Origin of the sequence: Methyloversatilis sp., assembly GCF_965284615.1 — a bacterium.
Lineage (GTDB): Bacteria > Pseudomonadota > Gammaproteobacteria > Burkholderiales > Rhodocyclaceae > Methyloversatilis.
Window position 1 is genome coordinate 4,255,915 of the sequence record NZ_OZ260098.1, and the last position, 13,104, is coordinate 4,269,018.

Sequence of the window (13,104 nt, forward strand, 5' to 3'; positions counted from 1 at the left end):
GTCGCGGGTTGCGCAGTGCCAGCCGGAGTGACCGAGATGTCCCACACCTGTCCTATCTGCGACGACGCGCCCGGCCATCACTGGCTGTGGCGCGACGACCGCCTGCGCGTGATCGACGCGCGCGACGCCGATCACCCGGCCTTTCTGCGCGTGATCTGGAACGCTCACGTGCGCGAAATGACCGACCTCAACGACGCCGACCGCGATCACCTGATGCACGTGGTGTGGCAGGTCGAGCGCTGCGTGCGCGAAATCGCGCAGCCGGAAAAGATCAACCTCGGCAGCCTCGGCAATATGGTGCCGCACCTGCACTGGCACGTCGTCGCGCGCTGGCAGGACGACGCCCACTTCCCCGGTTCGGTGTGGAGCACGAAGCAGCGCGACGGTGCGCCTCGCCCGCGCGTACCGGCGGCGCTGTGGCGCGCCACGCTGCTGGCCCGTCTTGGCCTGCCGACGGTGGCCGTCAGCGACGCGCTGACCGGCGCCTACGAGGGCACCGACTACGCCGTGGCCCTGCCCGACGGCGAAACGACACTGCACGTCGGTGCGCCCTCGCCGGCGCTGGACCGCTGGCTGGCAACGCAGAACGCAACACAGTGGGCGCTGCTGGCGGCCGCCAATCCGTGGTCCGCACGCAGCGACGACGACGCCAACCGCGCCGCCCACGCTGCACTGCGCGCATTGCTGACGCAGCGCGGCCTGCCGCTGCTCGACGCCGAGAACCGCACGACCGAAGCCGGCTGGACCGAGCCTTCGCTGCTGTGCGCCGGCCTGACCGCCGAGGAGGCGCTGCGCATCGGCGCCGCCTTCGGCCAGAACGCGGTGCTTACCGGCGATGCCGGCGGCACGGCCCAGCTGCGCTGGTGCGTGCGCCGGCAGGCCGACTGACTCAGCGCCCCTTCATCCGTCTGCGCGCCACCGCGCCGACCGCCGCCAGCCCGGCCAGCAGCATCGCGGCGCTGGCCGGTTCCGGCACTGCTGCGGTGATGCCCAGCCGGTAGCTCGCGTCGGCCAGCGTGTTGTCCACGCCATCGACGGTCACCAGGAATTCGGTGCCCGTGGCGAACGGAAAGGTGCTGCCACCGCCGGTGAAAGGTCCCCACGCGAAGGTGAGATTGCGGCCGAAGGTGCCGACGATTTCGTTGCCGTTCAGGAATACCGACAACGAGGCGCGTGACCCCAGCCCGAGGTTGGAAAAATCGAGCGTGAAATCGACCGGCTCACCGACGGTGAAGCTGAAGCTGTCGGCGAAGTTGCCGAGCTGCTGTTCGAAGCTGAAGGACTGGCCGGCGACCAGAGTGCCCAGATCGACGCTGGCTGCGCTCGCGTGTGCCGCAGGCAGGACGGTCAATGCGGCGATCAGGGCGGTGCGGATGGAAGTGTTCATGACGGACTCCGTAGGATGAATGAAGGATGAAAGCGTCTGCTTTCATTCGTCATCTACGGAGCCCGGGCTTCAGCGGAGACAGCCGGGCGACGAAGGACTTGCCGGCAGCGTGACGGATGTCACCGTCGCTGCTGCAGAACCGTCAGATCACCACAGCTTCACGCAGTGACCTCGCAGCAGGAAGTCGCCCGACGGCTGCGGTGCAGTGGCGCCGACCGGCTCGATCGACACCGCCAGCTCGCCCACCGCGGACAACAGCGCTTCCGACGTGCCGGCCATCGTGATCACCTGTTTGGTGTCGGTGCGCAAAACGCCGAGCCGGAAGGGCGCTGCGTCTTTCGGAAGCGCCCACAGCACCGCCTGGGCACCCTGCGGCACGACGAGCGGCTGCAGCAGCTTCACGCTCAGTTCCACCCCGTGCCGGCGCGACGACGCCAGCGCGGCAGGCTTGCCGGCGGCGTCCAGCATCAGGCCGACATAGCTGGCCGGCAGCACGGCGTGTTCCGGCAGGTCGGACGGCAGCACCCACTGCGGCTGCTCGCGCACCACGCCGACAGCCACCAGCAGGCCGAAGGCGAAGCCGAGCGCCGGGCGCAGCCAATCGCGCCAGCGCCGCTGCGCCGTCGGCCGCGGGCGCGGTGCAGCGCCGGTGCGCCGTTCGACCTCCGCCCACACCGCGGGCGAGGGCTGCACCGGCGGCACGGCAGCCGCCAGCGCGGCGCCATGCATTTCCCAGGTGCGCAGCGCGCGCGCCGCCGCTTCGCTCGACCGCACCAGCCGCTCGAAGCGGCGCCGCGGCAGCCGGCCCAGCGTGCCGAACACGTAGGCGGCCGCGAGGCGGTCGAGCAGTTCCGGGTGGTCGTATTTCATGCCAGCCGCTCCATGCAGCGGCGCAGCCTGTCCAGGCCCCGGCGCAGCCACACCTTGACACTGCCGATCGGCGAGCCGAGGTGTTCCGCCAGTTCCGAGTGCGACAGGCCGTGGTAGTAGGCCAGCGCCAGACACTGGCGCTGCGGCCCGTCGATGTCGTCTATGCAGCGGCGCAGATGCAGGGCGTCGGCCGCCTGTTCGAGCAGGCCGAGCGGGCTGGGGCGGTCGTCGCCCAGCGCGGCGACACCACCCTGCCCGTCTACGTCGTCGTCCAGCGATTCGGCCCGCCGTACGGACTCCGCGCGGAGCAGGTCGAGTGCCCGGTTGCGCACAATCGAGGTGAGCCAGGTCATCGGCTGGCTGGCGTCGGCACGGTAGCTGTCGGCGCGGTGCCACACGCTGGTGAAGGCATCCTGCAGCACGTCTTCAGCCAGGTCGCGCCGGCGCAGCAGACGCAGCGCGACCCCGAGCAGCTGCGGCGCGCAGGCATCGTAGAGCTGACGGAAGGCCTGCCGGTCGCGCAGTGCGACGCGCGCCAGCAGCCTTTCAAGCTGGACCGGATCGAGCATCGCCGCATGATGCCATGCTCATCGACGGGTCGCAGCCCATCAGTAGTCCCGCGGCCGGTAGCTGCCGGCCTCGGCCGGCGCTTTGTCGCTGTCGCGCACGACATGCCAGACGCCGCCGCGCCCGTCGCCGGTGGTCTGTCCGGCTTCGCTGTCGCCCACGTAGTAATAGAGCGGCTTGCCGCGGACCGCCCATTGCCGGCTGCCGTCGCTGCGCGTGACCAGCGTGTGCTCGCCCGACGCACGCGCATCGGCCGCTGCAACGAAGGGCGGCCACAGCGCGGCGCACTGGTCGTAGCAGGCACTTTTCCCGTCGCCGTCCTTGTCGAAGGTGTACAGCACGCGGCCGGCGGCGTCGGTCAGCAGTCCTGCCGAACCGACGACGGACTGGGCATGGACAGCGCAGCAGACCGCACCCAGCAGCGCGGCACAGAGGGCATTCCTGATCATCGTGATTCTCCTTCCTTGCAGAGGTTCGACACCCGGATATCGTGTGTCCGGATCGATATACGGACGGCTGAACGTATCGGAGACAGGCGCGGCGGAAATTTGCTGTCAAAAAGAATGTCCGCCGTGCCGGCCTCCCGCGCGCAAACTGCGGCGTACACATAGAATTGGTTACATTGGCTTACATCGCCCCCCGATTTCATGCACGCCTTCGCTCTGCCCGCCATCAGCCACAGCACGCACCTGCCGGAGTTCTCCGACGCGCGGGCTGCGCGCGACTGGGTGCAGGACATGGACAGCACCCAGCCGCTCGCCACCCAGGCCCGTCTGCTCGGCCAGCTCAACCTGCTGAATCGCCGCAGCATCGGCGCCGGCGAGCGGCTGCGCATCGCCGAAGAGCTGCGCGACACGGTGCTGGACGTGCAGGCCGCCACCGCCAACCGCTTCGTCGGCCGTCCACTGCCGCTGTCCGCTGGCGAACGAGCGGCCTTCGACGCCAATCAGGGCATGTGGGACACGCTGGTCACCGCTTATCTGCATTGCCTGTCCGCGGCGCTCGACGGCGATGGCGCCGTGGTCGGTCAGGCGGGCTTGATCGCGCATCGTGCGTTGAGCGCGCTGGCGCTAATGCAGCTCGACACGCTGCGCACCGCGCATCTGCCTGCACCCGGCTACTGGCGCCGCGTGCATGCCTGCTACGACGCGGCCGCCCGGCTCGGCGCGGCGGAGCGCAAGATCCGCGACGACGCCATCCATGACGAACGGCCGACCAGCGTGCGTGCCGCCTACGTGCTGTGCGTGCTGCTGCACACCTCCAGCCCTTTCGGTCTGACCCACCGCCAGCTGCGCGTGCTGCATCGCTGGCTGGGCAAATGGGCCGGCAAGGTGGCGCTGTTCGACACACCGGTGCCGCACAGCGCCTTGCCCCCCCTGATGCTGGACCTGAATACCGATGAACCGGTCGCCCGCACGCCGCAGCCGGACAGCCGGCTGCGCTGGCTGGTGCTGGACGAGTTCTCGCACAGCGTGCGCAAGCGCATGGCGCTGCTGGCTCAGGGCGAAACACCGCTGGCACTGCGCCTGGGCGACGAACTGAGTCCATCCCAGGCCGACCGCCTGCTGCGCCATCTGCACGCGCACTGCTGCCGCGGCGGCCTGACCCGCGCCGAAGCGCGCCGGCCGTTGCAGCAGAACGCGTCGGTGGTGATCGGCATGGGCGCAGTGCAGCAGTTTCTCGGCGGCGGCGACAACGATCCGGTCAACCGACCGGAAACGGTGGCGGCCGGCTATCTGGTCGAAGACTGGCGCATCCTCGACGACAGCCCAACCGGCCTGCGCCTGGGCCGCCGCGCCAGCACGGACGGCGCGCGCATCGGCAACGGCATGTTGCTGGCGGTGCGGCCCGACAACAGCCCGCACTTCATGCTCGCCCACGTGTGCTGGATCATGGCGGTCGAAGGTGAGTTGCAGATGGGCATCAGCATGCTGGCCGGCGCGCCGCGCCTGGTCGATCTCGCGCGTGCCCCCGACGGCAGCGGCGAACACGAGGCGCGCGGCGTGCTGATGCCGGAAGTGCCGCGCATCGGTCAGCCGGAATGCGTCGCGCTGCCCAGCGGCTGGTACCGCAAGTCGCGCGACATCGTGCTCACCGCCGACGAGGGAAAGCGGCGCGTGCGGCTGGTCGAATCCATCGAACGCGGGGCCGACTTCGACCTCGCCCGCATCGAGCCGTCAGCATGAACGCGCCTGCACCGACGCCGGGCATGCTGAACTATCGCGACGCGCAGCAGTGCCGCGCACTGATCGCCGAGCTGCCGCTGACCAACGTGCCGCGCGTGCGCGACACGCTGACGCGCATGCTCTACGGGCTGCGGCAGACGCCGCCGCGCAGCGCCGACTACCTCGACGTGCTGGAGGCGATGCGCGCGCCGCTGCACTTCCTGCAGGAAAGCCTGGGCAAGCGCTACAGCAGCCGGCCGGTCGCGCCAGGCAGCACCGAGGACGGCGTGCTGCGCCAGGTAGTCGCACTGTGGATGGCGATGGCGCAGGCGTACGCGCAGGCGGCCGAGAAGGCCGACCTGCACCCGCTCACCGACGCCCAGCTGGCACTGGTGTGCCAGCGTTGCGTGCTGTACGCCAGCCGCGCGGTGATCGAGTATTTCCGCGCCCGGCGCACGCTGCCGCGCGGCCTTTGGCTGGAACTGCACGGCTACTACAGCACGGCCGAGGAATGGGGCTTTGCCACCCAGCCGGTGGCCGACAGCCTGAAGGAAGGTGGCTACCCGCAAAGCGCGGCCGAATCCTACTGCAGCGTGCTGCTGGTCAACCTGGCCAACCCCTACGGCCGCAGCCCGCGCGAATTCGAGTGGGTGTGCCGCTGGGCCGACCAGTACGCCGGCCTGACAGAGATCATGCCGGTGTTCGGCGGCACCGACGCCCGGACCTATGCCGTCGATCTGAATCTCGACGGCGGCGCCAAGCCGCTCGAAGTGTTCGCCCGCACGCCCAATCTGCGCCGGCTCGGTTCGGCGCGGCTGGCCAGCGAGATCGAGCGCGTGGTGGCCGGCCTGAAGCAGGGCCTGTCGCCGGAAACGCTGGGTCTGGGCGCCGACTGTCACCCGCTGTCGGCCGGCCGCCTGCTGCTTCAGCTGTACAAACCCTGGTGCCACGCGGCCAACCCGCGCCGCTTCCAGCGACGCAATGGCGACGGCGAGATAGACATCGCGATCAGCCAGGAGGCCATGCACTACCTGATCGCCGGCGAAGAGTTCGTGCAGCCACCGCCAGCGCGCATCTACAGTCACAGCGATTTCGTCAACATCGCCACCTTCGGCGAACGCGCCACCGACGGCGCCGGCCTGGCCGTGCGTCAGGCCAACGCCCGCGCGCAATACCCGACTCAGCACTGGGCGGTGCTCGACCACAGCGTGATGGGCTATCGCCTGCGCGCACCGCGCGAGACCGCGGCGATCGAGTATTCGCAGATGCTGGCGGTGTTCGGAGCGGACTCGGAACACTGGCGTCTGGCGCGCGTGTCCTGGCTCATGTACGAGCACGACGGCCACCTGCTGACCGGCCTGCACGTGCTGCCGGGCACGCCGCGTGCACTGTCGGTGCGTCCGCTGGCCGACGAAGGCATGCCGGCCGAGCGCTTCAGTCGGGCCTTTCTGCTGCCGGCTGTGCAGGTGATGGGCGAAGAGGCGTCGCTGGTGCTGCCGCGCGGCTGGTTCCAGGCCGAACGCAAGCTCGAAATCTTCCTGAATGGCACGCTGCGCGCGGTGCAGCTGACCCGCCTGCTCGCTTTCGGCGTCAATTACGAACGCGCCGCCTTCAGCGAGGACGCACCCGCAAACAGCGTCTGAGCGCCGCCGCTCAGAGTGCGGGCAGCGTGCGGCGAGCGGGAAAGCGGACGGTGAAGCGGCTGCCCTGACCGGGCTGGCTGTCGATCTGCAGCGTCGCCTGATGCCGTTCGAGCACGTGCTTGACGATGGCCAGGCCGAGGCCGGTACCCCCGGTCTCGCGCGAGCGGCCGCGGTTGACGCGATAGAAGCGTTCGGTCAGTCGCGGAATGTGCTGGGCGTCGATGCCGATGCCGTTGTCGGTCACCGAATACTCCCCGCAACCATCGACCACGCGCCAGGCGAGCTTCACGCTGCCGCCGTCCGGCGTGTAGCGCACCGCGTTGCTGGCGAGGTTGCCGAGCGCGCTGCGCAGGTCGCGTGCGCAGCCAAGCAGCGCACCGGGCGCAGCGTCAACGTCCAGCGTCACCGTGTGCCGGCCGGACGACAGCGCCCGCGTCTCGACCAGCACGATGTCCAGCAAGTTGCGCATGTCCACCGGCTCTTCGGGTGTCGGCGTGTCGGTCTCCAGCGCCGACAACGTCAGCAGATCATCGACCAGGCGCTGCAGGCGCACCGACTGCTGCTGCGCCATGCGGATGAAGGACAGCGCCTGCTCCTGAGGCAGTTCGGGCAGCGCGTCCTCCAGCGTTTCGAGGAAGCCGTGGATCACCGTCAGCGGCGTCTTCATTTCGTGCGACACGTTGGCGACGAAGTCGCGCCGCATCGTTTCGAGCTTTTCGAGCTGGGTGATGTCGCGCGTCAGCAGCAGCTTCTGGTCGTCGCCGAACGCCACCACCCGCAGCTGCAGCGTGCGGCCGGGCTGACGCGGCGAGGGCATCGACAGCGGCTCGCCGTAGTCGCCGGACTGCAGGTATTCGGCGAACTCGGGCTGGCGCACCAGGTTCAGGATGGGCATCGCGATGTCGCGCCGGCCGTCCAGCCCCAGGTGTTCCTCGGCCATCGGATTCAGCCACTCGATCAGTTCGTCGCGCGACATGATGAGCGTGCCGTCGGGCATCGCGCGGCTGGCTTCGCGCATACGCTCCAGCCGGCTGCGCAGGTCCTCGCGCTGCTGGCGGGCGTTGCGCTCGCGCCGCGCCAGCTTGGCGAACAGGAATTCCCACTGGCCAGCACCGTCCGGCAGTTCGGCGTCGCTGGTCGAGTTGAGCCAGCGGTCGAAGCGGCCGATCTCGTACTGGTCGCGCAGGCTGCCGGCAAGCAGCAGCGCGCAGGCCAGCGCCAGCGCCGGTGCCAGCGCGTCGGCCGCCAGACCGATCAGCACGCAGACGAGGATGAGCGCGACGCGCAGGGCGGCGCGGAACCAGAATTCACGCATGGAGTACGCAGCGAGTGATCACGGCGCCGGATTATGGGCGCTCACGCGCAAAACGGCTCACTCCTTCTGGCAGGACAGGCGATAGCCGCTGCCGCGCACGGTCTGGATCAGCGCGTCGTGTCCGCTCGCTTCCAGCGCACCGCGCAGGCGGCGGATGTGCACGTCCACCGTGCGCTCCTCGACGAACACGTGGTCGCCCCACACGCTGTCGAGCAGCTGTGCGCGCGAATGCACGCGCTCGGCGTGAGTCATGAAGAAGTGCAGCAGGCGGAACTCGGTCGGGCCGAGCACCACGGCCTGGCCGCGGGCCGTGACGCGATGCGTAGCCGGATCGAGACGCAGACCGTCGATCTCGACCGGGTCTTCGGTCGCCTGCGGCTTCTGCCGGCGCAGCACGGCCTTGATGCGGGCCGCCAGTTCGCGCGGCGAGAAGGGCTTGGTGACGTAGTCGTCGGCGCCGGTTTCCAGACCGGTCACCTTGGACTGTTCGTCGCCGCGCGCCGTCAGCATGATGATGGGCACGCCACGCGTGCGTTCGTCGGCGCGCAGCCGGCGCGCCAGATCGATGCCGCTCTGGCCGGGCAGCATCCAGTCGAGCAGCACCAGATCGGGCAGTTCGGCCTGCAGCAGGCGCAGCGCGGTTTCGGCGTCCGGCGCGCGCAGCGGATCGTGGCCGGTGCGGGTGAGCGTGACGCTGATCAGTTCCTGGATGGACGGTTCGTCCTCGACGACGAGTATGCGGGCCATGACGGTATGCGAGCGTGGGATGACGGGAACGCGACGCAGTCTATTTCAGTATGGTGACGGTTTAGTGACAGCGCCTCCGGTCTGTCCACAGGGCCATCCTGACGGGCGCGGGGTATCATTCCGGACTCTTCGCAGCGGACACGGCACATCATGGCAGGACTGGACAAGGACACCCCCATCCCCACCGAGATCAAGGTGCAGCAGAAGTCGAAAGTGATGGAAGTCAGCTTCGACAACGGCCGCAGCTTCAGCTTCAGTTTCGAGTTCCTGCGCGTATGCTCGCCGTCGGCCGAAGTGCGCGGCCACGGGCCGGGACAGGAAACGCTGCAGATCGGCAAGCGCGACATCGACATCACGCGCGTCGAACCGGTTGGCGCCTACGCGATCAAGCCGGTGTTTTCCGACGGCCACGACAGCGGCATCTACTCGTGGGACTACCTCTATCTGCTGGGCGAGAACCAGGAAGCGCTGTGGGCCGACTACCTCGCCCGCCTGGACGCCGCCGGCGCCAGCCGCGATCCGGCCCTGGTGCCGCCGCCGGCCGCCAAGGGCGGCTGCGGCAGCGGCGGTTGCGGTCACCACCATTGAGCCTGCGATGAGCGACAACTCCACCGATTTCGGCTTCGAGCGCGTACCCGAAGCGGCCAAGGCCCGCCGTGTGGCGAGCGTGTTCTCGTCGGTCGCGCGCCGTTACGACATCATGAACGACCTGATGTCGGCCGGCCTGCACCGCGCCTGGAAGGCGTTCGCGATCGAAATGGCCGGCGTGCGCCCGGGCCAGCGCGTACTCGACGTCGCCGCCGGTACCGGCGATCTGACGCTCGCGCACGCGAAGCGTGCCGGCGCCAACGGCGAGGTGTGGCACACCGACATCAATCCGGACATGCTGCGCGAAGGCCGCGACCGCTTGCGCGACGCCGGCTTCGTGCTGCCCAGCCTGCTGTGCGACGCCGAGAAGCTGCCTTTTCCAGACAACCATTTCGACTGCGTCACTGTCGCCTTCGGCCTGCGCAACATGACGCACAAGGACCGCGCGCTGGCCGAGTTCCGCCGCGTGCTGAAGCCGGGCGGCCGCGCGCTGGTGCTCGAGTTCTCGCGCGTCGCCAAGCCGCTCGAAAAGGCCTACGACCTGTATTCGTTCAAGGTGCTGCCCTGGCTGGGCAAGCGCGTCGCCAACGACGAGGCGAGCTACCGCTATCTCGCCGAATCGATCCGCATGCACCCGGACCAGGAAACGCTGGCCGGCATGATGCGCGAGGTCGGCCTGGGCCGCGTCGAATACTTCAACATGAGCGCCGGCGTGGTGGCGCTGCATCGCGGCTTCAAGCTCTGAAATCCGGGGGGAGAGGCGAACGATCCGCGCATTTCGCGGTCAATTCGTGTGCTAAGTTTCGCTCTCGCGTTTTGCCCCACCTTTGATGGAGACATATCGATGAAGAATTTCCTGTGCGCGCTGTGCGTGGCCGTCGTCGGCCTCGGCGGCGCCATGCATGACGCCGAAGCCGCCAAGCGCATGGGTGGCGGCAAGTCCTTCGGTTCGCAGCGTGATTCGACCACGATGCAGCGCGACGCCACGCCGACTTCGCCGACCCAGAACGCCACCACCGCCCAGCGCCAGGCGCAGCCTGCAGCGCCCGCCGCCGCGCAGCCGGCCAAGCGCTCGTGGATGGGCCCGCTGGCCGGTCTGGCGGCCGGCATCGGCCTGGCCGCACTGGCGTCCCACCTCGGTTTCGGCGAGGAAATGGCGTCCTTCATGATGATCGCGCTGCTGGTCATGGTCGCCCTCTTCGTCTGGCGCATGTTCGCCGCACGCCGCAACGCGCCGCAGCAGCAGGGCATGCAGTACGCCGGCGCGACCGCCGGCCCGGGCGCGGCCCCGCAGCGCTTCGAAGCGGCGGCCCCGGTCGCCGCCTCAGCGCCGGCCGCCGCAGCCGGTGCAGGCAACATTCCGGCGGATTTCGACGTCGAAGGCTTCCTGCGTCAGGCCAAGCTGAATTTCGTGCGCCTGCAGGCGGCGAACGACAAGGGTGATGTCGAGGACATCCGTCAGTTCACGTCGCCCGAGGTGTTCGCCGAAATCCGCATGCAGCTGCAGGAGCGCGGCGGCGAAACCCAGCACATCGACATCGTGCAGCTCGACGCCGCGCTGCTCGATCTGGCCACCGAGAACGAGCAGTACATCGCCAGCGTCCGTTTCAGCGGACTGCTGCGTGAGGAAGTCAGCGCCGCGCCGGCACCGTTCGACGAAGTGTGGCATCTGGCCAAGCCGTTATCCGGCAGCCGCGGCTGGGTGATCGCTGGTATCCAGCAACTGCAGTAAATCATGCTCGCGACGGCCGCGCTCCCGGTACTTAACCACCTGCTCGATCAGGCGCCGGGCGCGCACGCCCGACTGGCCCGGCATGCGGGCGCGCAGGCAAGGCTGGAACTGGGCGCGCTCGGCGTCGCCTTCAGGGTTGGCGAAGACGGCCGGCTGGCTGCGGCCTCCGATGAGCCGCTGGCGGTCACCCTGCGACTGCCGGCGGATGCCGCACTCCGGCTGCTACACGAAGGCGACGCGGTGCTGCGCGATGCGCGCATCGAAGGCGACGCGGCGCTGGCCGAAACCCTCGGCCAGGTGCTGCGCGGCCTGCGCTGGGACGCGGCGGAAGACCTGAGCCGGCTGATCGGTGACGCGGCCGCCGAACGTGTGGTAGGCGGTGCGCGTGCGGCATGGGCCGGCGGGCGCGACCTCGGCGCGCGGCTCGCCGCGTCGGCCACCGAATACGCGGCGGACGAGGCGCAATTGCTGGTGCGTCCGGCCGCAACGGCCGCCTTTGCCGACGAGGTGGATACGCTGCGCGACGATCTGGCGCGCCTGCAGAAGCGCCTCGAACTGCTCGAACGCAAAGCTCAGCCGATACGCTGATCCACCCACCAGCGCGCGAACGTATCGCGCTGCGCAGCACTCATCCCGACCCCGCATTTCGTACGACGCCACAGCACGTCGTCGGCGTTGTGTGCCCATTCGTACTGTGCGCACCAGCGCGCCTCCGCCTCGTACAGCCCTCCCCCGAAGTCGCGTCCGACTCCACCGGTGCACGCCACCTGTTCGAGCAGCCGCGACGCCGTGCTGCCATGGCGTCCGACCAGCGCGGCGATCCATCCAGACGGCAGTGCGGGATGACGCTGCGCCAGCGTCCGCACGAGTTCCGAACGCTGTATCGGGCCGGCGGCCTCGGCGCCCGGCAGCAGGCGGTCGGCGGTCATGCTGCGTGCGTTCGATCCGAGGAATGAGGCCAGTCTGTTGACCGCCCGTTCGGCGAGGCTTCGATGCGTGGTGAGCTTGCCGCCCTGTATCGACATCCAGCCACGGCCGCCACGCTCGCCTGCCATCGTCATTCGGTACTCGCGGCTGGCGGTGCGCGCGCTGCCTCCGCCGCCGGCGACCAGCGGTCGCATGCCGCTGAATTCCCAGCGGATATCGTGCTCGGCGGGTGCGCGCCCAAAGGCGCGCCGCAGCGCGTCGAGCAGGTAGCGACGCTCCGCCGCCGTGGCGCCGAGCGCCTCGGGTGACGGCAGATCGGTTTCGGTGGTGCCGACCAGATGGAAATCGTCGGCGAAGGGGATGACGAACACGATACGCCGGTCCGGCTGCTGCAGCAGCCAGGCGTCGTCGCCGGCGTGCAGGCGCGGCAGGACGATGTGTGTGCCCTGCACCAGGCGCACCGGTGCCGCCGCCATACCGCGCAGGGCCTCGACCGCGTTCATCCATGGCCCCGCGACATTGACGACGCAGCGCGCGAGCACCGTCTTCTGTCCCACTGTGCAGCGCCAGTGCGCGCCTTCGTCGGTCACCGCGATCAGCGCGCTCTGCGGCAGTACGCGTGCGCCGTGCGCCTGCGCGTCGAGCAAGGTGCATAGCGTCAGCCGCGCATCGTCCACCCACAGGTCATAATAGGCGTGCGCCGCGCTCACTGGCGGCCGCATGTGCTGCAGCAAGGGAAATTCGGCGCGCAGACGTCGCGATCGCGGCAGTGTGCTGCGCCCGGCCAGGAGGTCATAGAGCAACAGTCCGGCAGCGAGCATCCAGGCCGGCCGCTCACCCGTGTGCGGCACGACGAAGCGCTGCGGACGCACAAGGTGGGCGGCGATGCGGCCCAGTGTCTCGCGCTCATGCAGGGATTCCCTGACCAGGCCGAAGGCGCCCTGTTCGAGGTAGCGCAGCCCGCCGTGGATGAGCTTGGTGGAGGCTGACGAGGTGGCGCCCGCGATGTCGCCGCGCTCACAGACGATAACGTCCAAGCCGCGCAATGCGGCGTCGCGCGCGATGCCGGCGCCGTTGATGCCGGCCCCGACGATGAGCAGGTCGCAGGATTCCCGGTGCATGGGCCGATTCTGCACCGGGCTCGCCAAAAACAAAAAGGCACG

The 13,104-nt window shown here is 69.3% G+C and carries 14 protein-coding genes; 7 read left to right on the plus strand and 7 right to left on the minus strand.

Annotated elements, in window-relative coordinates; genetic code table 11:
- Window positions 1-36 precede the first annotated feature (36 nt).
- Window positions 37-888, plus strand: a complete 852-nt coding sequence (locus ACQ66H_RS20195; RefSeq protein ID WP_430435503.1) for a DUF3293 domain-containing protein — start codon at window positions 37-39, stop codon at window positions 886-888.
- A gap of 1 nt (window position 889) precedes the next feature.
- Here the strand turns inward: ACQ66H_RS20195 and ACQ66H_RS20200 are convergent, their stop codons facing one another.
- From ACQ66H_RS20200 to ACQ66H_RS20215, 4 genes are all read right to left on the minus strand, one after another.
- A complete protein-coding gene (locus ACQ66H_RS20200) occupies window positions 890-1,387 on the minus strand; it encodes an FxDxF family PEP-CTERM protein (protein ID WP_019916221.1) in 498 nt (165 codons plus the stop codon).
- A gap of 147 nt (window positions 1,388-1,534) precedes the next feature.
- Complete coding sequence (locus ACQ66H_RS20205) at window positions 1,535-2,257, minus strand: anti-sigma factor (RefSeq protein WP_430435504.1); 723 nt, start codon at window positions 2,255-2,257, stop codon at window positions 1,535-1,537.
- The gene (locus ACQ66H_RS20210) at window positions 2,254-2,826 is read right to left on the minus strand and encodes a sigma-70 family RNA polymerase sigma factor (RefSeq protein ID WP_430435505.1); all 573 of its coding nucleotides are present in this window, start codon (window positions 2,824-2,826) and stop codon (window positions 2,254-2,256) included. Before ACQ66H_RS20210 ends, ACQ66H_RS20205 begins: the two co-directional genes overlap by 4 nt.
- A gap of 39 nt (window positions 2,827-2,865) precedes the next feature.
- Window positions 2,866-3,273: a COG4315 family predicted lipoprotein gene (locus ACQ66H_RS20215; RefSeq protein ID WP_430435506.1), complete on the minus strand. Its 408-nt coding sequence runs from the start codon at window positions 3,271-3,273 to the stop codon at window positions 2,866-2,868.
- A gap of 198 nt (window positions 3,274-3,471) precedes the next feature.
- Between ACQ66H_RS20215 and ACQ66H_RS20220 the strand changes: the two genes are divergently transcribed.
- Window positions 3,472-5,010 (plus strand): hypothetical protein, encoded by a 1,539-nt coding sequence (locus tag ACQ66H_RS20220; protein WP_430435507.1) that lies wholly within the window; start codon window positions 3,472-3,474, stop codon window positions 5,008-5,010.
- Window positions 5,007-6,632: a hypothetical protein gene (locus ACQ66H_RS20225; protein ID WP_430435508.1), complete on the plus strand. Its 1,626-nt coding sequence runs from the start codon at window positions 5,007-5,009 to the stop codon at window positions 6,630-6,632. Before ACQ66H_RS20220 ends, ACQ66H_RS20225 begins: the two co-directional genes overlap by 4 nt.
- A gap of 10 nt (window positions 6,633-6,642) precedes the next feature.
- Here the strand turns inward: ACQ66H_RS20225 and phoR are convergent, their stop codons facing one another.
- Together phoR and phoB are read right to left on the minus strand one after the other, a co-directional pair.
- Window positions 6,643-7,947 (minus strand): phosphate regulon sensor histidine kinase PhoR, encoded by a 1,305-nt coding sequence (gene phoR, locus ACQ66H_RS20230; protein ID WP_430435509.1) that lies wholly within the window; start codon window positions 7,945-7,947, stop codon window positions 6,643-6,645.
- A 57-nt stretch (window positions 7,948-8,004) separates the two neighbouring features.
- The gene (gene phoB, locus ACQ66H_RS20235; RefSeq protein WP_019916212.1) at window positions 8,005-8,694 is read right to left on the minus strand and encodes a phosphate regulon transcriptional regulator PhoB; all 690 of its coding nucleotides are present in this window, start codon (window positions 8,692-8,694) and stop codon (window positions 8,005-8,007) included.
- 150 nt (window positions 8,695-8,844) lie between these two features.
- Between phoB and ACQ66H_RS20240 the strand changes: the two genes are divergently transcribed.
- The 4 genes from ACQ66H_RS20240 to ACQ66H_RS20255 all read left to right on the plus strand — a co-directional run bounded on the left by ACQ66H_RS20240 (window position 8,845) and on the right by ACQ66H_RS20255 (window position 11,602).
- On the plus strand, window positions 8,845-9,282 hold the full coding sequence (locus ACQ66H_RS20240) for a gamma-butyrobetaine hydroxylase-like domain-containing protein (protein ID WP_430435510.1): 438 nt from the start codon (window positions 8,845-8,847) through the stop codon (window positions 9,280-9,282).
- 7 nt (window positions 9,283-9,289) lie between these two features.
- Window positions 9,290-10,027: a bifunctional demethylmenaquinone methyltransferase/2-methoxy-6-polyprenyl-1,4-benzoquinol methylase UbiE gene (gene ubiE, locus ACQ66H_RS20245; protein WP_430435511.1), complete on the plus strand. Its 738-nt coding sequence runs from the start codon at window positions 9,290-9,292 to the stop codon at window positions 10,025-10,027.
- 99 nt (window positions 10,028-10,126) lie between these two features.
- On the plus strand, window positions 10,127-11,014 hold the full coding sequence (locus ACQ66H_RS20250) for a Tim44 domain-containing protein (RefSeq protein WP_430435512.1): 888 nt from the start codon (window positions 10,127-10,129) through the stop codon (window positions 11,012-11,014).
- 3 nt (window positions 11,015-11,017) lie between these two features.
- The gene (locus tag ACQ66H_RS20255) at window positions 11,018-11,602 is read left to right on the plus strand and encodes a ubiquinone biosynthesis accessory factor UbiJ (protein WP_430435513.1); all 585 of its coding nucleotides are present in this window, start codon (window positions 11,018-11,020) and stop codon (window positions 11,600-11,602) included.
- On the opposite strand, the gene glpD is transcribed toward ACQ66H_RS20255, so the two are convergent.
- Window positions 11,587-13,062 carry a glycerol-3-phosphate dehydrogenase gene (glpD, locus tag ACQ66H_RS20260; RefSeq protein ID WP_430435514.1) on the minus strand — a complete coding sequence of 492 codons (1,476 nt, stop codon included), beginning with the start codon at window positions 13,060-13,062 and terminating at the stop codon, window positions 11,587-11,589. The two genes, ACQ66H_RS20255 and glpD, sit on opposite strands and share 16 nt — an antisense overlap.
- Window positions 13,063-13,104 lie beyond the last annotated feature (42 nt).

Bases quoted from the DNA above. Each gene is read 5' to 3' on its own strand.
- ACQ66H_RS20195 (WP_430435503.1), top strand. From the start codon at position 37: ATGTCCCACACCTGTCCTATCTGCGACGACGCGCCCGGCCATCACTGG.
- ACQ66H_RS20200 (WP_019916221.1), bottom strand. From the start codon at position 1,387: ATGAACACTTCCATCCGCACCGCCCTGATCGCCGCATTGACCGTCCTG.
- ACQ66H_RS20205 (WP_430435504.1), bottom strand. From the start codon at position 2,257: ATGAAATACGACCACCCGGAACTGCTCGACCGCCTCGCGGCCGCCTAC.
- ACQ66H_RS20210 (WP_430435505.1), bottom strand. From the start codon at position 2,826: ATGCTCGATCCGGTCCAGCTTGAAAGGCTGCTGGCGCGCGTCGCACTG.
- ACQ66H_RS20215 (WP_430435506.1), bottom strand. From the start codon at position 3,273: ATGATCAGGAATGCCCTCTGTGCCGCGCTGCTGGGTGCGGTCTGCTGC.
- ACQ66H_RS20220 (WP_430435507.1), top strand. From the start codon at position 3,472: ATGCACGCCTTCGCTCTGCCCGCCATCAGCCACAGCACGCACCTGCCG.
- ACQ66H_RS20225 (WP_430435508.1), top strand. From the start codon at position 5,007: ATGAACGCGCCTGCACCGACGCCGGGCATGCTGAACTATCGCGACGCG.
- phoR (WP_430435509.1), bottom strand. From the start codon at position 7,947: ATGCGTGAATTCTGGTTCCGCGCCGCCCTGCGCGTCGCGCTCATCCTC.
- phoB (WP_019916212.1), bottom strand. From the start codon at position 8,694: ATGGCCCGCATACTCGTCGTCGAGGACGAACCGTCCATCCAGGAACTG.
- ACQ66H_RS20240 (WP_430435510.1), top strand. From the start codon at position 8,845: ATGGCAGGACTGGACAAGGACACCCCCATCCCCACCGAGATCAAGGTG.
- ubiE (WP_430435511.1), top strand. From the start codon at position 9,290: ATGAGCGACAACTCCACCGATTTCGGCTTCGAGCGCGTACCCGAAGCG.
- ACQ66H_RS20250 (WP_430435512.1), top strand. From the start codon at position 10,127: ATGAAGAATTTCCTGTGCGCGCTGTGCGTGGCCGTCGTCGGCCTCGGC.
- ACQ66H_RS20255 (WP_430435513.1), top strand. From the start codon at position 11,018: ATGCTCGCGACGGCCGCGCTCCCGGTACTTAACCACCTGCTCGATCAG.
- glpD (WP_430435514.1), bottom strand. From the start codon at position 13,062: ATGCACCGGGAATCCTGCGACCTGCTCATCGTCGGGGCCGGCATCAAC.